Annotated in this window: 18 protein-coding genes and 1 pseudogene; 12 read left to right on the top strand and 7 right to left on the bottom strand. The window is 48.1% G+C overall.

Translation table 11 applies throughout. The features are described from left to right. Nucleotides 1-131: 131 nt before the first annotated feature. The 3 genes from M3661_RS01050 to M3661_RS01040 all read left to right on the top strand — a co-directional run bounded on the left by M3661_RS01050 (nt 132) and on the right by M3661_RS01040 (nt 4,298). Nucleotides 132-1,019: a formate/nitrite transporter family protein gene (locus tag M3661_RS01050; protein WP_251481426.1), complete on the top strand. Its 888-nt coding sequence runs from the start codon at nt 132-134 to the stop codon at nt 1,017-1,019. Between the two features lie 261 nt (nt 1,020-1,280). Beyond that, a complete protein-coding gene (locus M3661_RS01045; protein WP_251481418.1) occupies nt 1,281-3,191 on the top strand; it encodes a beta-N-acetylhexosaminidase in 1,911 nt (636 codons plus the stop codon). Between the two features lie 255 nt (nt 3,192-3,446). Further along, nucleotides 3,447-4,298: a DMT family transporter gene (locus M3661_RS01040; protein ID WP_251481409.1), complete on the top strand. Its 852-nt coding sequence runs from the start codon at nt 3,447-3,449 to the stop codon at nt 4,296-4,298. Here the strand turns inward: M3661_RS01040 and M3661_RS30495 are convergent. From M3661_RS30495 to M3661_RS01010, 6 genes and pseudogenes are all read right to left on the bottom strand, one after another. Continuing rightward, nucleotides 4,203-4,403: pseudogene (locus M3661_RS30495) on the bottom strand (hypothetical protein); the annotation flags it as partial. The gene M3661_RS01040 and the pseudogene M3661_RS30495 overlap by 96 nt on opposite strands. Before the next feature lie 168 nt (nt 4,404-4,571). Next, complete coding sequence (locus M3661_RS01030) at nt 4,572-5,285, bottom strand: YheC/YheD family protein (protein WP_285852733.1); 714 nt, start codon at nt 5,283-5,285, stop codon at nt 4,572-4,574. Between the two features lie 35 nt (nt 5,286-5,320). Beyond that, nucleotides 5,321-6,433: a 2-aminoethylphosphonate aminotransferase gene (locus M3661_RS01025; RefSeq protein ID WP_251481405.1), complete on the bottom strand. Its 1,113-nt coding sequence runs from the start codon at nt 6,431-6,433 to the stop codon at nt 5,321-5,323. After that, a complete protein-coding gene (aepY, locus tag M3661_RS01020) occupies nt 6,433-7,590 on the bottom strand; it encodes a phosphonopyruvate decarboxylase (RefSeq protein ID WP_251481403.1) in 1,158 nt (385 codons plus the stop codon). Before aepY ends, M3661_RS01025 begins: the two co-directional genes overlap by 1 nt. Then, a complete protein-coding gene (aepX, locus tag M3661_RS01015) occupies nt 7,587-8,486 on the bottom strand; it encodes a phosphoenolpyruvate mutase (protein ID WP_251481401.1) in 900 nt (299 codons plus the stop codon). The genes aepY and aepX overlap by 4 nt, the downstream gene beginning before the upstream one ends. 226 nt (nt 8,487-8,712) lie before the next feature. Beyond that, nucleotides 8,713-9,792 (bottom strand): FAD:protein FMN transferase, encoded by a 1,080-nt coding sequence (locus M3661_RS01010; protein WP_251481398.1) that lies wholly within the window; start codon nt 9,790-9,792, stop codon nt 8,713-8,715. 265 nt (nt 9,793-10,057) lie between these two features. Between M3661_RS01010 and M3661_RS01005 the strand changes: the two genes are divergently transcribed. The 9 genes from M3661_RS01005 (at nt 10,058) to M3661_RS00965 (ending at nt 20,128) form a co-directional block, all read left to right on the top strand. Then, the gene (locus M3661_RS01005; RefSeq protein WP_021257263.1) at nt 10,058-10,456 is read left to right on the top strand and encodes a NusG domain II-containing protein; all 399 of its coding nucleotides are present in this window, start codon (nt 10,058-10,060) and stop codon (nt 10,454-10,456) included. Beyond that, nucleotides 10,440-11,939 carry an energy-coupling factor transporter ATPase gene (locus M3661_RS01000; RefSeq protein WP_251481394.1) on the top strand — a complete coding sequence of 500 codons (1,500 nt, stop codon included), beginning with the start codon at nt 10,440-10,442 and terminating at the stop codon, nt 11,937-11,939. The genes M3661_RS01005 and M3661_RS01000 overlap by 17 nt, the downstream gene beginning before the upstream one ends. Next, nucleotides 11,927-12,865 carry an ATP-binding cassette domain-containing protein gene (locus tag M3661_RS00995; protein WP_251481391.1) on the top strand — a complete coding sequence of 313 codons (939 nt, stop codon included), beginning with the start codon at nt 11,927-11,929 and terminating at the stop codon, nt 12,863-12,865. The genes M3661_RS01000 and M3661_RS00995 overlap by 13 nt, the downstream gene beginning before the upstream one ends. Nucleotides 12,866-12,869: 4 nt before the next feature. Continuing rightward, nucleotides 12,870-13,661, top strand: a complete 792-nt coding sequence (locus tag M3661_RS00990; protein ID WP_251481388.1) for an energy-coupling factor transporter transmembrane component T family protein — start codon at nt 12,870-12,872, stop codon at nt 13,659-13,661. Between the two features lie 208 nt (nt 13,662-13,869). Next, nucleotides 13,870-15,843 carry a peptidase U32 family protein gene (locus M3661_RS00985; protein WP_251481386.1) on the top strand — a complete coding sequence of 658 codons (1,974 nt, stop codon included), beginning with the start codon at nt 13,870-13,872 and terminating at the stop codon, nt 15,841-15,843. 312 nt (nt 15,844-16,155) lie between these two features. Continuing rightward, nucleotides 16,156-17,448 (top strand): aspartate aminotransferase family protein, encoded by a 1,293-nt coding sequence (locus M3661_RS00980; protein ID WP_251481384.1) that lies wholly within the window; start codon nt 16,156-16,158, stop codon nt 17,446-17,448. A 151-nt stretch (nt 17,449-17,599) separates the two neighbouring features. After that, nucleotides 17,600-18,472, top strand: a complete 873-nt coding sequence (locus M3661_RS00975) for a UbiA-like polyprenyltransferase (protein WP_251481382.1) — start codon at nt 17,600-17,602, stop codon at nt 18,470-18,472. Between the two features lie 521 nt (nt 18,473-18,993). Continuing rightward, nucleotides 18,994-19,731 (top strand): hypothetical protein, encoded by a 738-nt coding sequence (locus tag M3661_RS00970; RefSeq protein ID WP_251481380.1) that lies wholly within the window; start codon nt 18,994-18,996, stop codon nt 19,729-19,731. Nucleotides 19,732-19,849: 118 nt separating this feature from the next. Further along, nucleotides 19,850-20,128 (top strand): hypothetical protein, encoded by a 279-nt coding sequence (locus M3661_RS00965; RefSeq protein WP_090514464.1) that lies wholly within the window; start codon nt 19,850-19,852, stop codon nt 20,126-20,128. On the opposite strand, the gene M3661_RS30655 is transcribed toward M3661_RS00965, so the two are convergent. Further along, nucleotides 20,113-20,358, bottom strand: coding sequence for a hypothetical protein (locus M3661_RS30655; protein WP_397376483.1), 246 nt, complete (start codon nt 20,356-20,358; stop codon nt 20,113-20,115). The genes M3661_RS00965 and M3661_RS30655 overlap by 16 nt on opposite strands. Nucleotides 20,359-20,363 lie beyond the last annotated feature (5 nt).

Below are 20,363 nucleotides of genomic sequence, written 5' to 3'. Positions count from 1 at the left end.
ACAATGAATTTGCAACCTGTTCAGCTGACATTCCAACTGGAATTATTCGTATCTGAGTAGGTGCGGATGGGGTGTGGCCTTGGAAATGATGGGGCTTGCATCCGAATAAGCATAAGCAGGAGGTCATGTCGATGTCAGGTTATTTGAAGCCGCAGCAAATTGCGGAAGCGACAGTAGATACCGGAACAAGTAAGGCGAAGAACCCATTGTCCGCCATGATGATTCTAGGATTCCTTGCCGGCGCATTTATTGCGCTTGGTTATCTCTTATATATACGTGTAACAGCTGGAGCACCTGCGGAATGGGGAAGCATCAATGGCTTAATCGGAGCGTCGCTGTTCCCGGTTGGTCTTATTCTAGTCTTGTTAGCAGGCGGTGAGCTGTTGACAGGGAATATGATGGCTGTGCCACTTGCTCGGATGAAGGGACGCATAACCACATCAGAGGCCATTCGCAATATTGTCGTCATTACGATTGCCAACTTCTTAGGTGCGGTGTTCGTGGCATACTTCTTCGGTCATGTGGTCGGTTTGACTGGCTCCGGCGTTTATTTGCAGAAGACAGTAGATGTGGCTGCGCATAAGCTGGACGATAGTTTCATTCAAGCCTTTGTAAGTGGGATTGGCTGCAACTGGTTAGTTGCACTTGCGGTATGGCTCTCCTATGGAGCGAAGAGCTTCAGCGGGAAAATCATGGGGATATGGTTCCCGACGATGGCGTTCGTTGCGATTGGCTTCCAGCACGTTGTAGCGAATATGTTCGTAATTCCGGCTGCGATCTTTGAGGGGCATTTTAGCTGGGGACAATATATGACGAACTTCGTACCGGTATGGCTAGGCAACTTGGTTGGAGGAGTCGTGTTCGTTGCAGGGGCTTACTATATGGTATATTTGCGTTCGCAGCAAGAGCAGAAGCAGGCAGCTGCGGCAGGTGTATCAAACGCATCAACGAATGTGCAAGAAGTGGGCAATGCAAGCAAGGTGGCATCGTCAGGAAGTGCAAGTGCGCCTGTCCATTAGAGGGTATTGGGATTGGCAAATGCCAAGTGATGTTGAAAAAGAAGATAGGTAAGGTCTAGTCCATCGAGGCTGGGCCTTTTTTGCGTCATCGATATGACGTTTTTTTCATAGGAATTCACGGGCTTGTCACTTTCGCAGGGGATAGATGTGGTAAACTACGGGTGACAAATTTATTTCCGCATTTCGCATTCTATAAAAAGATACCGATACCTCGCTGTATCTGTAAGCGTATCCAACTAACTCGTGGGGAGGGATCTGGCTGTGAAGTTGCATTTTACGGGCAGTATCGAACATGTATTACCAGGGATTCTCGAATTGAAGTCATTATTGAAGGTGGAAGTGGGGACAGAAGGCACTACAGTTCGCGTAGAGCAGGGAGAGGGGCCGCTTCGTGCTGCATGGGATGGTATAGAAGGCTTGATCCGCTATGAGTCGGATATTCATTTCTTCCGTGCACTGGGCTTGTTCGTTGAGCAGCTGCGCAAGGGGCAGCCATTCGATATTATAGAGCATCCGCAATTCACGTATAACGGAACGATGATTGATGCATCTCGGAACGCAGTTCCGAATGTACATATGATGAAGCAGACGCTGCGCTCAATGGCGTTAATGGGCTTGAACGGCGCAATGATATATACCGAAGATACGTATGAGGTGCCAGGCCGTCCGTATTTCGGCTACATGCGCGGACGCTATACCGCGGAGGAACTCTATGAGATTGACCAGTATGCCGCGTTGTTCGGAATTGAGGTAGTGGCATGCATTCAGACGCTTGGTCACTTGGCGCAGGCGCTGAAGTGGGACTATGCGAATGAGATGAAGGATACGGAGGACGTTCTTCTTGTAGGAGAAGAGGAGACCTATCGATTCATTGAGGATATGATTGTAGCGTCAACGAAGCCGCTGCGTTCCAAGCGCATTCACATCGGGATGGATGAGGCGTTCGGGCTTGGTCTGGGCAAATATATGCACAAGCATGGCTTCCGCGAACGGTTCGATATTATGAACGAGCATTTGGCGCGCGTATTGGAAATTACGAGCAAACATGGCCTTACGCCGATGATGTGGAGTGATATGTACTTCCACCTGCTTATGAAAAACGGCGGCCACTACTATGATCTCGACATTAACTTCTCGAATGAAGTTGTTGATCAAATTCCGAAGGGCGTACAATTCGTCTACTGGGATTACTACCATGATGATCAAGGCTTCTATGAGGAATTTATCGAGAAGCATCGCCAACTGGGCTCTGATCCGGTATTCGCTGGCGGCGTATGGGTATGGGGCGCGATGAGTCCGAACTACGGGAAGACGTGGCAGAATACGAATCCAGCGCTGCTTGCCTGCAAGTCGAAGGGCATTAAGGAAGTGTTCGCGACAGCATGGGGCGACAACGGGCAGGAGACGAATCATATGACAATTCTGCCAGGCTTGCAATTGTTCGCTGAGCATGGCTACACCGAAGGGGAAGTCGATGAAGCAAAGATGAAGGAACGCTTCCAGCTGTGCACCGGACAGAGCTTCGATGATTACTGGCAGCTTACTTACTTGGATGAGACACCGGGTGTAGCGAAGAACAACATGCACGGTTCGAACGGTTCGAAGTTCCTGTTGTTCCAAGATACGCTAATTGGGTTGTTTGATATCTATTTGACAGAGGAGCTGGAGTCGCAGCTGCCGAAGCATTACAGTGAGCTTGCTGAACGCCTTGTGGCTGCACGTGACAATACCGCAGGCGATCATGCGCTCGTGTTTGATATGTATGCGAAGTTGTCCAAGGCTGTTGGCGCAAAGTCGATGCTTGGCGTGCAGGTCACGCGCGCGTACCAGAATGGTGATAAGGATGAGCTTCGCCGCATTGCCGCTGATGTCATTCCGTCCGTTCGTCCGCTGGTCGATGAAGCGCGCAAGGCGCATCGTGCATTATGGATGGCGACAAGCAAGCCATTCGGCTGGGAAGTGCTCGACAGCCGCTATGGTACCGTGCTTGCACGGCTGCAGTCGGCGGAAGATCGGATTCTCGACTTCGTGGAAGGCCGCGTAGATCGCTTGGAGGAGCTTGATGCAGAACGTCTGCCATTCTACAGTGAAGATCCAGTGGCGGGGGATCGCATAGCGCATCAGCCGTTCTTCCATCGCATGGTGACGGGTACCGTGTTCTCGGCAATCTAATATCGTCAGGCAGCGAAGTCAATGGGATGTAAATACCTTATCGTGCTTGCAGGAGACATGTGCACGGTTCGATGGCAAGCACGATGCTGCTACAGCGAACTATGGTAATAGGCTGCTGTATACAACAGCGAGGGGGCCCGGTCGGTTACGACCCGGGTTTTCTTGTTGTTGTGGTGCTAGGCATGATGGAGCTTCACCTTTTATACTGTGTGAAATCGGATGATGGAAGATATCTGCTGCAAAGGAGATGCTAGATTGGCTATATACGCCCTCCTGCTAGTTATTGCTTCAGCCTTCGCGCATGCAGCTTGGAATATGTTCGCGAAGCGGAGCATTCATAAGGAATCCTTTTTATTTTGCTTACATGGGTTGGCAACCGTCGTGTTCATGCCGTTCTTCATCCATGATCTTGTGATCATGCACTGGACTTGGACGAATGGCTTGCTGCTTGTTGTGTCCTTACTGCTGCAAGGGATATACCTCTGGCTCGTTTCCAAAGCCTATCAGATTGGGGAACTGTCCAAGGTATACCCGATGATGCGCGGAACGGCCGCACTCATTGTGCCAATTGTTAGTGTGGTGATATACCAAGAGAGCCTGTCTCTTGTTGGCTGGCTCGGCTGGCTGCTCATTGTTGGAGGCTTATTCGCACTAAGCGGCATGTTCTCCTCGAAGGAGCCGCGTGACAGGACATGGTGGCTTACCTTGGCAATTACGACGACGGTAGGATTGTGTACGGCCAGCTATACGCTGACGGATAAGATGGTGGTGCAGTTCTTCAGCCCCTTGGGTCTGATTCAAATTTCGAACTTAGGTGCACTCCTATTCTTAGCGCCTTCTGTCCTAAGAACGAAGCGGCTGCGCGAGGAATGGCGCATCAATTGGCGCACGATTGTGCTTGGCTCCGTCGTCTCGCCAGGCTCCTATTTGCTGTTCTTGTTCGCGATGACGCTTGGTCCGCTTGCGCACTTGGCGCCCATTCGTGAATTCAGCATTGTGATCGGGACATTGCTAGGCATCGTTGTGTTGAAGGAACAGCAGGGCTGGACGAGAATTGCGACATCGGCGGTAGTAGCAGCCGGCATGGCCTTGATCAGCATGTGGTGAGTCTTCATCGGATTTCATCCCCTTGTCCACGCCAAGAGCGAACAAGGAAGTGGAGAGTGCATCGGCATCAGTAGAGCTATTCGTCACAGTCGTAACGCTGCTAAGTCCATTGTCTGCTTTTCCTCAGGTTTTTTCAGGGCATTGGCAGGGAGGGTACTGACCAAAACCAAGGATCTAGTATTGAGACCCGGGCCGTATACGGCTCGGATCTCCTATGGTGAGGAAGCATTGAGATGGAAATATTGGGTGAGGGATCGGGGTTTTTAACATACTCTATCGCTTAAAGGATTGGATTCGCCGGTACATAGCGCTATCCCCCAACTTTATGAAGTGTGACATGGACGGCCGCCGATTCGCTTCAATAATCCATAATTGCCCTGAACGATCGACCCCCATATCAATACCGAAAATTCGCTGATGCCGATATAATTTATTTAAGCGGGTGGCGGCAGCAATCGCCAGTTGATTGATTGCGGGAATTAGGGAACGTTTCACCGAATCCGGTAGTGAACTATTGCTAAGAGCTTTATCCACATGCTGGAGATATCCTCCACTTCTCGTTATGTTGGTTACGATATAACCTCTACCTGCTATTTTTGCTGCTTTGCCGGTTACTTGCCATGTATTCGAATATCTCTTTCGCTGAACAATGACCCTTAAATCAAAAGGTCTTCCCTTTATTTGCGCTAATTTGATTCGGGGCTGCACCAGGTAAAGCCGCGATTTTTGCTGAATACGGAGACGGCGAAATACCTCCTTGCGTGAGTGAACATTGGTTCGCGATGATTCATGATGGATTCGGTATCGATTGTTTCCGAGGTCAGTAACACGATATACACTTTTACCGCCGCTGCCGTTATTGGGTTTCATAATAATGTCTTTATGCTGATCTAACAGTTCATTGATGCGCTGTGTAGTTGCCCTTGATGTTATAGGGATGTGCCCTCGCAGAAGAGGCTCCTTTTTCATGAAGCTGTTTTTCCTCATTTTATCCGCACCGCTCATTGCCCATCACAATCCTTTCACAAGAAGTCAATTATTTGCAGATAATTTTCCAAAGCATGCAGGAATGCAGTGATGTCTTGGTGTGAAATATCGCCTATATTTGCAATACGGAATGTACCTCGGTTATCCAGCTTGCCTGGATATATCGTGAAGCCGGCCGCGTATAGATAGTCGTGCATCTGTTGAAAATCGTATCGCACACATTCCGGCTCAAGAATGGAGGTGACGAGCCTTGAGTGATGCTCCCTATCCACGATATAAGTTAATCCTAGCCTTTCAAGGCCTACAACTAATGTTTCCCATGACTGCCGATATCGGTTGTATCGTGTATGCACACCTTCCTGCTTCAATTCCTCAATCGCCTGATGAAGCGCGTATAGGGTTTGGACGGGCGGCGTAAATCTCATTTGACGGGTCTTTGCAAAATATTGATGCTGCTGAAATAGATTCAAATAATAATTTCGTGGTTTTCTGTCTTGGAGCGAAGCGATTTTATTTGTATTTCCGATAACAAAGCCTACACCAGGCATCCCCTGGAGACATTTGTTAGAGCTTGCTGCCAAATAGCTGATGTTCATCTCATCCATCTGGATCGGAATCGCGCCAAAGGAGCTCATGGCATCAACGATAAAATCAATGCCATGGGACTTGCAAAGCTGCCCGATTGCATATACATCATTGAGAAGACCTGTTGTCGTTTCCATATGAACTGCAGCAAGATGCGACACCGTTCCAGAACAGCTTAGGATAAGCTGCTCTAGCTTACCGATATCAATCGCCTGATCGGGCGGAGATGAGTATTCCAAGTTAGAAATGCCGTAGGTGTGCGCAATTTCGCACATTCGGCGCCCATAAGCTCCGTTATTGATAATTATGATGGTATCGTCTCCGACGACAGAGCTGATGATGGATTCTACTGCAGCGGTTCCAGATCCCCCAAATAAGACAGACGTATATGCGGGGCTTGTTGCTACAAGCTGGGTTAGTTCGTCGGTAATGCTCTCCATCAACAGGCCGAATTCTTCCTCGCGTGGGCAAATGTCGGGCACCACTTGTGCATATTTCACAGTGTCCGTCGTGGTAGCCGGCCCAGGGTTAAGCAGTATGTTGCGCATGACGGGTCGCATCATTACTCTCCCTTCATTAAAAGGCGCGGATAACATCCAAGGTATTTCTTCAAACGTGCTGTTACTTCATGGGGCTTAATGTGAGGTCGTCCGAGGGTCTCTTTTGAACCTTGGGCTATCTTTATATAAAGAAAGGTTAATCCTTTTGTACGTTTCCAATCTAAGATGTGATGATCCAACTCATTCAAGCCATGAAGGTAGAGCGAGTTGCCGTATCCGCATGCAGCAGCTATATCTACGAAGTCCACATGGTTCGATACAGTACGCTGTCCCCCTGTAGAATCATGTGCGTTATTATCCAGTAAGATATGGAGCATATTAGGCGTTCCGTAAAATCCATTGGTAGCCAGACTTCCCATCCGCATAAGAAGTGAGCCATCCCCATCAATGACGATAATGTCATGCTTCTGCTGAGTGAGCGCCATGCCTAAACCCAAGGAGCTGACACATCCCATCGAGCCTACAAGGTATAAGTTACTGTTGCTATCGCCGATCTCATATAACTCGCGTCCTGTTTTTCCCGTTGTTGCAATCTGGACAGTCGTCTTATCTTTGCTGGCGTTGATGACGGATAAGGCTTCCAGTCGGGATGGCAGCTGGTCGCCCTTTTCTTTCTTTGTCTTGAACAGGTTCCGATTGGTTGTAAATTCATGCTTATGAAGCTGCACTTTACTGAACGTATTTTTTTTAACGACAAAAAAGAAGGATCTATTCTGATCCAGTACCTGGACGGCTTGCTGCAATTGCTCCTTGGCTTGATCGATATCAGGGGATAAGTATTGCCATTCGATATCCATGAGTTCCAGAAGCTGAGTCGTGATGCATCCCATCAATTCATGCTGCGGTTCATCCGGCACGCCTGGTTCACCGCGCAGACTTACGAGGCCAAGCAAGGGGATGTGAAATGGATAATTCAAGGACACCAGTGGTGATACGGCATTGGCTAGCCCTGAATTCTGCATGAGGACAACGGATCTCCTTCCGCCTAGACAGGCGCCGGAGGCAATCGCGATGGCATCTCCCTCATTCGCTGCTGCGATATAATTGCAGTCATTGATTGCGTAATTGATCAGATTTTTCAAATAGGAACAAGGCACCCCGCTATAAAAGGAGAAATTCAATTTCTTCAGTTCTGCTCCAAATTGCTCGGTTATGATCATTTGAGATCACCTATTGTCCGTGATGGGGGAGGGAGGTACTTCTCCTCAGCTTGATTCAGCTCGTTGGTGTTCTGCAGGCGAAAAACTTCATCCAACGAGGCGACGCTGCTCTCGGCTTCAGCGATACTGCTGTCTTGATAGATTTTCTGCGATACTCTCTGCATGGCATCAATGGATGCCCGTAAATTATGGTTCGCCCAGATAACGGCATGAACTCCCATTTCCCGAAACCGCTGCGTTGGGGTCGAATAATACTTCGTAGGCACGATAATGACGGGATGCCGGTCTGCCCATTCGTTCATAAAGGCTTCAATTTCGCTAATATCTGAACGTTTGCTATGCATGAGAATCGCGTCTGCTCCAGCCCGACGATAGGCCTCTGCTCGTGTTAACGCTTCTTTAAGTCCCAGCCCCGCAATAAAGGCCTCTACTCTAGCTACGACTGTAAAATCATCGTCCTGCTGTGTATCTTTCATGGCCTTAATTTTGCCGCTGAATTCCTCGATGTGTGCCAATGATTGGGCGTTATCGTCAAGGAAGGAATTCGTCTTTGGAAACAACTTATCTTCAATGCATACCCCAGCAATTTGGCGCTGCTCCAGTTTCTGCACAAAACGTCTGGCATTATTGAAGTTCCCGTACCCCGTATCTCCGTCTACCAGTATAGGGATGGTTGTAGCATCGCTCATAAATTCCAAGACGTCTAGGACTTGAGTCCATGATGCTTCATTATTATCCCGTACGCCTAAAGAAGCAGATATGGATAACCCACTGGCCCATATTCCCTTAAAGCCGCTTTCTTCCACAATTTTAGCCGATAATCCATTATGAGCTTCCATGATGAAATCCAGTTCCGGTGATTGGATGATACGTCTGAATTGAGAAGTTTTCTTCATGCATGATTTCCTCTCTGCACCATGCGATTATGAAAATAGGGTAAACCTGTTGCTACCTAACATATGCTGTTTTGATAAAGTGGTGAGGAGTACAAGTGAATGATGGGCAACAGCGTAAAAAGGGGCAGGTAATCAAGAAAGCCCACTATCGCTGGCAGTCTGCGTGAAGCATGGACTTCCATGGAAGTGGGCGCTCATTTGTTAGAACTTATTTACTAGATTCGATTTAGTTGACGATCTTGTACTTATCGTTCGTCAGCTCGAAAATTTTCTTAATGCCTGATGTAACGTACACCTTATGATCCGCAGTAATGAAGATGGCCTCAATATTCGGATCTGCCTCGACGAACTTCAACCCCTTCTCTACACCGAGTGCGAATAAAGAAGTAGACAGCGCATCGGCATCTGTCGAGTTGTTCGTCACAATCGTTACACTGCTAAGACCATTGTCAACCGGATACCCGTTAGCAGGGTCAAGAATGTGGTGGTAATGTTTTCCGTTCTCCACAAAGTAACGCTCATAGACGCCAGATGTAACAATCGTCTTATCAGTTACCCTCATCTTGCCGATTTGGTTGCCGCGAGATTCATCTGGGTCTTGGACGCCAATGGTCCAGTCGGAACCGCCAGGCTTCGGTCCAACGGCAAAAATATTGCCGCCAAGGTCAATAATGGCGCTAGGGAAGCCGTTCGTGCGCAAGTAGTCAGCAATACGGTCTGCAGCGTAGCCTTTGCCGATACTGCCCATATCCAGCTCCATTCCTTCACGGTTCAGCTTAATTTCATGCTTGTCCGGGTTGAGCGTAACATCCTTATAATCAACCAGCTTTAAGGTTTCTGCGAGTTTCTTCGCATTCGGCACTTTCGCATTCTCATGGCCAATATTCCATAAGTCCACGATTGGGCCGACGGTTGGATCGAATCGCCCTTCGGTACGCTTCGCGTAATCGAGCGACTTGGCAATCAGATCATAGGATTCTGGCGTAACCGCGACAGCTTGCTTGCCGGATGCAGCATGGATCTTCGCTAGCTCGCTCGTGTCCTTCGTACGGTTCAGGCGGGAGTCGATTTCTTTTAACAGGTTCTCGATATCTTTGAATTGTTTTTGATCCGCTCGCTCATCATAAATCTTAACGGTAACGATCGTATCAAAGATAAAGTAGGATTGCTGCTTAATGGCGGATTTCTGGCTTGCAGTATCGCTAGTTCCAGATGCATCTTTACTGCTGCCGCAACCACTCAAAATAAGGGCGCAAGCAGAGAACAGAACGATGGCACTGCGAAGCAGGCTGCGTGAACGTATCATAAGGCGATTCCTCCATATATATGTGTAATGAAATAGACAGGATTTGAACATCCTTGTATTAAGGAAATAGGCTCGTAACCAAGCATTTTATTATAGCAGTTCCCCAAAAAGTTGCAAATCAAGCATATCACAGAAATGCGGTCTATCACGTGTATATTCCGCTGAAGTTCACGGTTATGACATGGACGAACATTGAACCTTCTTTCACGAAGAGGTATAATAAAAATAGCTTCAAAATTAAAATGTAACCCGAGGAGTCAACAAGATGAAACGTGGAGATCTGATTCTCATCGGAGTCATTATTGTCGCGGCGCTCGCATTTCTTGTGCCGAAGTGGTTCTTTCAAAACGAAAGTGAAAATTTGCACAATTCCAAGGTGGTCGCTCATATTTCCGTAGATGGGAAACCTTATAAACAAGTGGAATTAACAGAGGAAGAACAAACTATTCGCGTCGAAACCGATCATGGCTTCAACCTATTGAAGGTGCATGATAAGGGGATCGAAATGATTGATGCCGATTGCTCCGACAAGGTATGCCTGTCGTTCGGCTTCGTATCGAGACCGAATGATACAATCGTATGCTTGCCTCATCGCGTGCTTGTCGAGCTGTTCAGCGAGGGCGATGCTGGCCAGGAGAGTGACATCGATGCCGTCGTACAATAATGAGAATCGTATTGCCGTGTCCAAACAGTCCGAAGCGTTGAAGAAGGCGGTCATTATCGCCATATTCAGCGCTGTTGCTGTTGTTCTCGGCTTCGTAGAGGCCATGCTCCCGGTGCAGACGATTCTGCCTATCCCGGGGGCGAAGCTCGGATTAGCCAATGTTATGATCTTGGCATGCTTATACTTCTTGAACGGAAGGGACGCATTGACGCTCGTCATCTTGAAGACGCTGCTCATGACGCTCATGCTGGGAACCTTCTCTGCCTTCCTATTTAGCTTCTTAGGATCTTTGTTCAGCTTCATGGTGATGTACGCCATCTTGAAAATTGGCCGCGATAACGTCAGCCTGATAGGTATTAGCGTCGTAGGCGGCGCCGCGCACAACGCCGGTCAGCTGACTGCGGCGTATATTGTGTTTGGTACGGCAAATATTTTCTACTACTTGCCGGTCTTGCTTATTACGGGTGTTGTAACAGGCATCTTTATCGGCATCGCGGTGAAATACATTGTCGCAGCACTGGCGAAGCTGCCGCTGTTCGACTCGCTTGCTCCGCAAATTGGGGTGGCGCATGGCAAGGAGACAAGTGCTGATAGTGCCGCTAATGTTACTGCTACTGTTGCGGGCACTGCCAATGATGTTGGTACTGCCCATGCCAGTTCTGCATATGAAAATGCAGTGTTTATGGAGAACATCCATTTCCAATATCCGCACCGCTCTCCGCTATTCCATGGGATATCGCTTCAAGTTCCGCGGGGGCAATGGATATCTGTAATCGGGCCTAACGGCTCGGGCAAGTCGACACTGTTAAAGCTTATCAATGGATTGTTTACTCCGCATGCTGGGCAAATTTATGTCAACGGGGAGCACCTCAATGAAGAGAGCGTTGCAGATATTCGCCGCCAAGTCGGCTTTCTGTTCCAGAACCCAGACAATCAGTTCTTCGCCACAACGGTCCGGGATGATATTGCGTTCGGCATGGAGAACCGCCAATTGCCGCTTGCTGACATGGAACCCCGACTTGAGCAGGTAGCAGATGAGTACCGTGTGCGGGAATGGCTCGATCGGCATCCCGCAGAACTGTCGGGGGGACAGAAGCAGCGTGTGGCGATCGCAGGTATGATGGTACTGAATCCGGACATTTTGATATTTGATGAAGCGACCTCGATGCTGGATGAGCGTTCGAAGCGGGAGCTGACCGCTCAGCTTCAGAGCTTGCATGCATCTGGGCGCTACACGATTCTATCGGTTACGCATGATGCGGAGGAAATACTCGCTTCGGATCGGGTTATTGTCGTTAAGGACGGAACGATAGCGGCGGATCTAACGCCCTCTGAGCTGTTCGCAGACGAAGCACTCATGAAGGAGTGCCGCTTGCAGGCGCCATTTACCCTCCAGTTGGCGAAGGCGCTGCAAGCAAGAGGCATAGATGTGCCGGATACGAATGACGAGAGAGAGCTGGTGAATGCACTATGGCGATCATAACTGCGGAACGGGTCACGTATCGCTATCAAGGGCAAGGGGCGCACGGTGTCTCCGCACTAGATGAATTGAATGTCACGTTCGAGCAAGGACAATTCATCGCGCTTCTCGGTTCAACCGGCTCGGGCAAGTCAACCTTGCTTCAGCATTTGAACGGGATCTTACAGCCGACTTCCGGAAGCTTGAAGGTATTAGAGTTCACCTTCCAAGGAGGCACGCCAGAGCGCGGCTTGAAGGAGCTTAGGCGCCGTGTTGGGCTTGTCTTTCAATTTCCGGAGCAGCAGCTGTTCGAGGAAACAGTGGAGCGGGATGTCTTGTTCGGCCCCTTGCAGTTCGGACAGAGTGAGGAGGAGGCGAAGGCATCCGCTCGCAGGGCAATGATGCAGGTAGGTATGCCTGAATCGCTGCTGCAGGTTAGTCCATTTGAGCTAAGCGGCGGACAGATTCGCAAGGTAGCGATTGCGACCGTTCTCGCCTCGAATCCCGAGATTGTCGTACTTGATGAGCCGACGGCTACCCTTGATCCGGTGAGCAGAGCAGAGCTCATTGAGCTGCTGCATAAGCTCTGTAAGGAAGAGGGAAAGACGATCATTATGGTAACGCATCGTCTGGATGAGCTGTTTGCCTATGCAGATTCGTTCGCCTTAATGAAGGATGGGCAAGTAACCTTTCAAGGCACGCGTTCGCAGCTCATGGCGCAGCCGGAACGACTAGAGGAGGCAGGAATTCTTCTGCCTGCAACGATGCGTCTAGCAGCACTTGTTATGGAGCGATCAGGTGTGCCAATGGATCAGCTTCCTTGCTCGGTAGAGGGATGGACGGAATGGCTCGCTGCCACGATTGCAGGCGTAGGGCTCGAAGGAAGATCACATTTTGCAGGCAAGCAGTTGGAGCAGCAGGCCGATTCATTGGAGGAGAAGGAGGAGTAGCCTTATGCAGGCGAAAATGATGCTCGGCCGCTACGTGGCAGCCGATTCATGGATTCATCGTCTTGATCCGCGCGCCAAGCTGACTGCGATGGTCATCTATCTAATCGCGGTCATTCTTGCAGAGCAGTTCGCTGAGCTTGCGGCGCTTACGGTGTTCGCGCTGCTCATGATGATAAGCTCGCGTATCTCGCTGTACCGCTACTTCCGCGCCTCCCGGCCGCTGTGGCTCATTATGGCCTTCATGTTTATTTTCTATCTTCTATTTGATTCAAGCGGCAGTGCACTTGTCCAAGTAGGCGGCTTGAAGATTACGACAGGCGGCGTAACTTATGGGGCATATGCCGTATGGAGAATGGCACTGCTCGTGACACTGACTGCGATATTAACGTTCACGACAGCTCCGGTTGAGCTGAATTTAGGACTTGAGCGCGTGCTCAAGCCAATTCGATTCGTAGGAGGCTCTCCGCAGCGCTGGTCGATGATGATAGGGATATCGCTGCGCTTCATTCCAACCATATTCGAGGAAGCGGAGAAGGTAATGAAGGCGCAGGCTTCGCGTGGAGCGGATTACGCGGATTTGTCCTTCACGCAGAAGGGCAAGCTGGTTATGACACTAATGGTGCCAGTCATCGTGAGTGCCTTCCGCCGTGCGGAGGAACTGGTACAGGCGATGGAGGCGCGTGGCTATGTACTGAATGCACCGCGTACGTCGCTGCGTCAATTGAAATGGAAGCAGGCTGATACCTGGTTCATGGCGTTATTTATTGGAATGTTAGTGCTTATTCTACTATGGTAGATCGGTGCGCAATCCGTTGCTTTCCTCTAAGAAAGAGAGGAGCGGCAGCGGATTGCGCGTATTTATTGTATATATTGTGAAAATTGTCACAATAACAGTTTAAATATGTTATATTTAGAATATAAATATTTGGTTATTCGAAAGAACGCAAGGCGATACCTTAGAAGTGACTACTACTTGAAACGAATGGACTTGGGGGAGAGCGACTGTGGCTAGATATTTTAATGGGAAAGAAATTGAATTGTTGGCACCTGCCGGAACGTTTGACATCTTCAAAGCTGTCATTGATATGAACTGCGACGCTGTATACTTCGGGGGACCGTCTCTGAACATGCGGATGATGCGCAAGGGCTACAATCTTAGCTATGAAGAAGTACGTGAAGCCGTGAACATGGCGCATGAACGCGGCAAGCGCGCCTATATTACTGTGAACAACTTGCTCAATGAAGGCGATTTGGACGAAGCGAAGCGTTACCTGACGTTCTTGAACGAAGTAGGTCCAGACGCGATTATTGCACAAGATTTGGCCGTATTCCCACTCATCCAAGAAATGAATTTATCGAATGTACCCGTTCATTCCTCTGTCATGATGAATGTGCACAACTTAGAAATGATCGAGGCATTGAAGGAAATGGGCGTTACACGTGTTGTCGCGTCCCGTGAAATGGATCTGCATACTGCGGAGCTGCTGCAAGCGAAGACAGGCATGGAATTTGAATATTTCGTCCATGGGGATATGTGTACGGTACACGGAGCCAACTGCTTCTACAGCTCGATGTTGTATGGCAATAGTGCGAATCGTGGACGCTGCATGAAGCCATGCCGCTGGGATTACCGGGTGAAGAAGGACGGCAATGTATATCCAACGGAATATCCGCTTGCGGCGAAGGATATGTACATGTATGAGCATATTCCAGAGCTGATCAAGTCGGGCATTACTTCATTCAAGCTAGAGGGACGGATGCGGGATTTGGAGTTCCTGAAGATGATTGTCAACAGCTATGGCGATGCAATCGATCGCTACATTGCGGATCCGCTTGGCTACGATCGGAAGGAGAACAGCGACACGCTGTATGAGAACCGCAAGCGCGACTTCTCGACAGCCTACGCGTTCGGCAAGCCAGGACTTGACTATATCAACACGCGCTATGAAGGAACGGGGAAATTTTATAGCACAGGTAAAGTATTCAGTACACCAACAGCTGAGCGTGAAGTGAAGCCAGAGCGACTGGAACAGGTTCGTGATGCCTTGGCGGGAGTTCGACAGCCGGAGAAGATGAAGCAGCCGCAATTGTCTGTACATGTCAACAATGTGGAGCAGGCGAAGACGGTGCTCGAAGCGGGTGCAGACATTGTCTATTTGACAGGAGACGTATTCCAGCCAGATATGCCATTCACACGCCATGATATTGAGATGCTGGTTGAGATGAAGGGCTCTTCGCAAATCATTCTTGGTATGCCGCGCATGATGAATGAACTGCACATGGAGCAATACAATCACTTCCTGCGGGGCGGGCAATATGGGCTTGATGGTTTGCTCGTCACCAATATCGGAGCTATGCATAAGTTCCGTGACATCGCTCTACCGATGGTTGGCGATTTCAATCTAAACGTATATAATCATATGTCGGCGAAGCTGTACCATGAACACTTCGGTTTGGAGCGCGTACATGCGTCTCTAGAGCTTCCGCTGAACGACCTAGCGAATCTGCTGCAAGAGACGGAGAAGGTGCCGGTCGAGATGATCGTTCACGGCTCGCCAATCGCCATGTATCTGGAATTGGATCTGTATGAAAATACAGTCGCGATAGAGCCGATCATGCAGGAGGACAACAAGTACGTCGACAATCAGCACCTGGTGCTGATGACAGACAAGGGCGAGAATCCGGTGTACCGCGATTGGAGCGGACGCAACCACTTGGCATTGGCCAAAGAACTGTGTTACTTGCCGTTCTTGAAGGAACTGCATGAAGCGGGCGTGAACCACTTCCGTATCGAGGGCAAGTCGTACACAACTGAGCAGCTGCGCAGCATCGTAGGCACGTACCGTACAGCGCTGCAGGACTTGTCGCTCTGTGGTGAATTGTATGCCGGCATGAAGCCGGAATATGCAGGCTACACACTAGGGTCTCTGCAATTCGGCGAAGCGCTGTCGATTGATTTGCAGCCAGTTCATGCTTAGTTTGCATTCTTAATAGATCTATAGCGGCGGGCTTAGGCTTCTTATTTTGCTATTACGGTGTCCTAAATAGTTTTTCTATATCGGTTCTGTACCTGTGGTAGAAAATGCGCTTCTTCTCTTTCCTAATCTCGGATGAACGGATGAGTTGGAAGTACGCATGATATCATGAATAGAGATAAAGTAATGATGGATAAATAAGAGAATAAAGGCAGTAATGGAGTAGAGAGAACAAGAAGCGGCAGGGCTTGACTTGAATGGCCAAGTTACAGTCTGCCGTTTCTCCAGTTCAAGAAGAGAAAGGGTGGCAATGACGTGAGCAAGGAGCAAACGACCTATATCGGACCAGAAGGTATCATAGAGAAGCGGAAGCAATATTTCTTCCCGTGCACGCATCACTTCTATCGCAATCCACCGCAAATTGTACGCGGCTCGATGCAGTATTTGTACGACGAGAAGGGCACACAATATACTGATTTCTTCGCAGGGGTATCAGTCGTGGCGAGCGGTCACTGCAATCCAGCGATTACGGGAGCGACGATCAAGCAGCTGGAGACGCTGCAGCATACGACAACGATTTACTTGACGCAGCCGATGGTCGATTTGGCGGAGCGGCTCGCGAACGGCATCCTGCCGGGTGATCTGAAGCGTACCTTCTTCTGCAACAGCGGCTCGGAAGCGAATGAGGGTGCGATGCTGCTTGCCAGACTTCATACGAAGCGCCGCAATTTCATTGCGCTGGAGTATGGCCTGCACGGGCGCACATTCCTGACGATGGGCGTAACGGGCATCCCGATGTGGCGTGCTGATGATTATTTGGACAGCGGAGTGACCTTCATCCCGCGTCCATACGATCCAGAGACAGACGATGAGACGGCGGCACGCCGCTCGATTGAGGCGCTGAAGCAGGTGCTGGAGGAGAAGGGAGATACATTTGCAGCGATGCTCGTGGAACCGATTCAAGGCAATGGAGGCATGATTGCACCGCCAGATTGGTATTTCCGCGAGGTGAAGGCGCTTCTTGAGGAGCATGGCGTATTGATGATAGCCGACGAGATCCAAACCGGCTTCGGTCGTACAGGCCGTATATTTGCCATGGAGCATTACGGCGTTGTGCCAGATATTATTTCGATGGCAAAAGCACTAGGCAACGGTGTGCCAATCGGTGCATTTGCGACAACAGATGAGATCGCGGCAAGCTTCAACCGTGCGTCGGCATCGACATTTGGCGGTAATCCGGTATCTTCTGTTACTGCGCTGGCTGTACTCGATTATATTGAGCAGGAAGACTTGGTAGGCCGTGCAGAACGGCTCGGGAATCAGTTGAAGTCAGGCTTGCAGGCACTGCAGGCGAAGCATGCGGTACTCGTTGATGTACGCGGCAAGGGCATGATGCTTGGTGCGGAGCTGCACGGTACAGACGAACAAGATAGCGCGGCACTTACGGATCACGTATTGGAAGCGATGAAGGATCGCGGCTATATTATTGGGAAAAACGGCATTGGCCGCAACGTGCTAGCCTTCCAGCCGCCGCTCGTGATGAACGAGCAAGATATTGAGGGGATGCTGAAGGAACTGGATGCAGTATTGGCGGAGGCGGTTCAATAGGCTGCTTCGCCTCGATTCGGAAACGTCCATTTGACTCTGTTGAATAGAGAGCTCATAGCAGGGCAACATGATCGCATCTAGCAGGTTGGAATTGTGCCTGTTAAGGACAATAGATATAGATATTTGAACACTCATGGGGTGTATGTAAGCTATGGTTATTATTCAAAAGGTTATTCGCAAAACGCGCATGTTCGGAGAACTGGTTATGTTCTCCCATACGCTGTTCTCACTGCCGTTCGCCATCATCTCGATGGTATGGGCAGCAGGAGGGGTTCCCTCCTTCCATGTCATGCTCTGGTCGCTCATTGCGCTCGTAGCAGCCCGCAACGGAGCGAATGCGTTCAATCGCTTGGCCGATCTGCCATTCGATGCAGCGAATCCGCGCACGGCGCATAGGCATATGCCGCAGAAGCTGCTGCATGGGCGTGAAGTGACGCTGTTCGTCATCATCAACTTTGCGATCTTTATCGCAGCGGCTGGGATGCTGAACTCACTCTGCCTATGGCTGTCGCCTGTGGCGATTGTACTTATCTGCTCGTACTCGTTTACGAAGCGGTTCACCTGGCTGTGCCACCTGTACTTGGGCTTTACGATTGCATCAGCTCCTATTGGTGCTTGGTTCGCCGTGACTGGGAAGTTCGCCGTGACGCCGTTTATTTTGGGCACAATCGTCATGTTGTGGATTGCGGGATTCGATATCATTTATGCGACGCAGGATATTGAGTTCGACCGCAAGACCGGATTATGGTCGGTGCCGAGCATCTTTGGCTATGAAGATTCGCTCTTCATCGCGCGTTCATTGCATACGATCATGGTCGTGCTGCTGCTCGTACTGTATGTCATTCGCGGATTAGGCACCGTTTACTTAATCGGCATCGGTATCGCGGTCATATTGCTGATGCTGGAACACAACATCATCAAGCCATCCAGCCGCAAACGGATGAATGTCGCGTCGTACAACTTGAATCAAGTCATCAGCATGACCATTCTGTTCTGTACGATGGCTGATTTTTTCTTGCACTAAATAGGATAAATAGAGGAGGGCCTTGAAACGGGTCCTTTTTTATTTATTGATAGTCCCGACTTTATGGTTTTTGAAGCGTTTATCACTTATATTAAGAAGTTGTTTCATTGAAATTGACATATGAGTTAAAATATGTCATGTTATTAATAGGCTCAATATATTAACATAATTTATATTTTTGCATCTCATTACTAGTGTCATAGAAAGGGGGATACTGGATGAACTTATGATTGAATTCAAAAACTCAAATTCTGTGCCAGTAATAACTCTCCAGAAATAATCCATAATTTTTTTCCCCATGAATTTTTACTTGAAAACAAACACTTTCCAAATTATCACTATTAACACAAAAATCTAGATTTTATAAATTCATGTATGACATTCAAGCTATTAGCTTTTAGACTTGATAATGATTCGGAAAAATAACGAGAGAATTTTTTTTCAGTTTCCTATTCTTAAATTTATGACAACAAGGTATATAAATAGATTGAACGATCATAAAATAATGGAGGAGACTTTATTTGAAAAACATAACTAAAACAACGATCGTAATGTTACTAACTGTGTTTGTGCTAAGCAGTTTCTTTATCAGTGCAGATTCATTTGCGATTGCGAGTGATGAATTACTAAGTAAAGAAGATTTTTTGCAAATGGTAACGAATGATAACAATTATGTAAAATACAAAAATGACTTAATTAAAAGTGAACCGAAATTAGTGAACTATCTTAGAAATGAGAATAATAAGCCTTACGGATATATTGCTCAATTTGAATTTGAGTATGGTTATGATGTGCAAGAAACGATTCAATTGGCTTCTCTATTGACTTTCACTTATGATGTAAAGAAAAAGCAAGTTGATACTCTGATCATCGATTATAGCAAATCGTATTCAGACGGAAAAATATATGTAAGGGATCATGCAGGTGATATTCAAGCTTCTTACCAAGTTAACGAAAATGAAAATTTGAGAAGTTACCTTACGTCATTAACAGATAAAGCTGAAAAACTAAAAAAATCATATGATAGTGATGTAACTTTGGTAGATCGTTATTGTTGGACTTGTACAAGATACGAGGAATACGGAGATACTTATGAAGGTACATGTGCAGCAATTGTTGGCGGAGCTTGTGTGTTTGCTGATAAAATTCCTTTTGGAAGAATTATTTGTGCTGGAGCTACTGTGATAGGGTGTTATGTTCCACCATACAAAATTTGTGCAGAGGGACGATGGAATACCAGATGTCCTGTTGAGGAGTAGTAACCCTTCATGCATCAATTTTGTAAGTAGTATTGGAGCAAGTAAAAGCAGATGTAGATCATCTGCTTTTACTTGTTCTAGGTAAACAAATTGATATAGTCAAAAAGGAGAGGTGTGTATGAATATCAAAGAAGGAATGCTTTCGATCGTTATCCATGCTTTTCTTGGTTACCTGTGGGTTCTGTTTATCAATCATACACTTAGCATTGCGAATTCAATGAATCATATGATACTAAGCAGCTTATTTTTGTTTGTAGGCACTCTTTTGTTTGGGTTCATTGCCAATCGAATTGCTCCTTTCCATAATTACAAGCTTACACATCCTGCTAAAATTGTTGGTGCTGTCTCTTTTATGACAATCGTATTGATACAAGTTCTTGTTTATAATGCTGTATAGAAATGGGCAGACTTCTCCCTAAAAAGTGAAAGCTTAACAAGCCAAATCTCAGGCAGTTGGTCATGTAGTAAAATTCGCGAAAACTTCGCAAAAGCAAGGGTGGCATGACGTGGCACCACTGAACTGCCTGTATCATAGAGAAATTTCAATAACACATAGACAATCAATGCCGAATAAAGCTGTCCATATACCGCATTTTCCGTCGTACCAAATAAAGTTGGAACGTTCAGATGCT

Origin of the sequence: Paenibacillus sp. MER 180 (genome assembly GCF_023713665.1) — a bacterium.
Taxonomy (GTDB): domain Bacteria; phylum Bacillota; class Bacilli; order Paenibacillales; family Paenibacillaceae; genus Paenibacillus_B; species Paenibacillus_B suaedae.
The sequence above is the reverse complement of the archived record's forward strand: the minus strand, read 5'-3'. Positions and strand labels throughout refer to the sequence as shown.

Bases quoted from the DNA above. Each gene is read 5' to 3' on its own strand.
- M3661_RS01050 (WP_251481426.1), top strand. From the start codon at position 132: ATGTCAGGTTATTTGAAGCCGCAGCAAATTGCGGAAGCGACAGTAGAT.
- M3661_RS01030 (WP_285852733.1), bottom strand. From the start codon at position 5,285: ATGAGGAAAAACAGCTTCATGAAAAAGGAGCCTCTTCTGCGAGGGCAC.
- M3661_RS01025 (WP_251481405.1), bottom strand. From the start codon at position 6,433: ATGATGCGACCCGTCATGCGCAACATACTGCTTAACCCTGGGCCGGCT.
- aepY (WP_251481403.1), bottom strand. From the start codon at position 7,590: ATGATCATAACCGAGCAATTTGGAGCAGAACTGAAGAAATTGAATTTC.
- aepX (WP_251481401.1), bottom strand. From the start codon at position 8,486: ATGAAGAAAACTTCTCAATTCAGACGTATCATCCAATCACCGGAACTG.
- M3661_RS01010 (WP_251481398.1), bottom strand. From the start codon at position 9,792: ATGATACGTTCACGCAGCCTGCTTCGCAGTGCCATCGTTCTGTTCTCT.
- M3661_RS01005 (WP_021257263.1), top strand. From the start codon at position 10,058: ATGAAACGTGGAGATCTGATTCTCATCGGAGTCATTATTGTCGCGGCG.
- M3661_RS01000 (WP_251481394.1), top strand. From the start codon at position 10,440: ATGCCGTCGTACAATAATGAGAATCGTATTGCCGTGTCCAAACAGTCC.
- M3661_RS00995 (WP_251481391.1), top strand. From the start codon at position 11,927: ATGGCGATCATAACTGCGGAACGGGTCACGTATCGCTATCAAGGGCAA.
- M3661_RS00990 (WP_251481388.1), top strand. From the start codon at position 12,870: ATGCAGGCGAAAATGATGCTCGGCCGCTACGTGGCAGCCGATTCATGG.
- M3661_RS00975 (WP_251481382.1), top strand. From the start codon at position 17,600: ATGGTTATTATTCAAAAGGTTATTCGCAAAACGCGCATGTTCGGAGAA.
- M3661_RS00965 (WP_090514464.1), top strand. From the start codon at position 19,850: ATGAATATCAAAGAAGGAATGCTTTCGATCGTTATCCATGCTTTTCTT.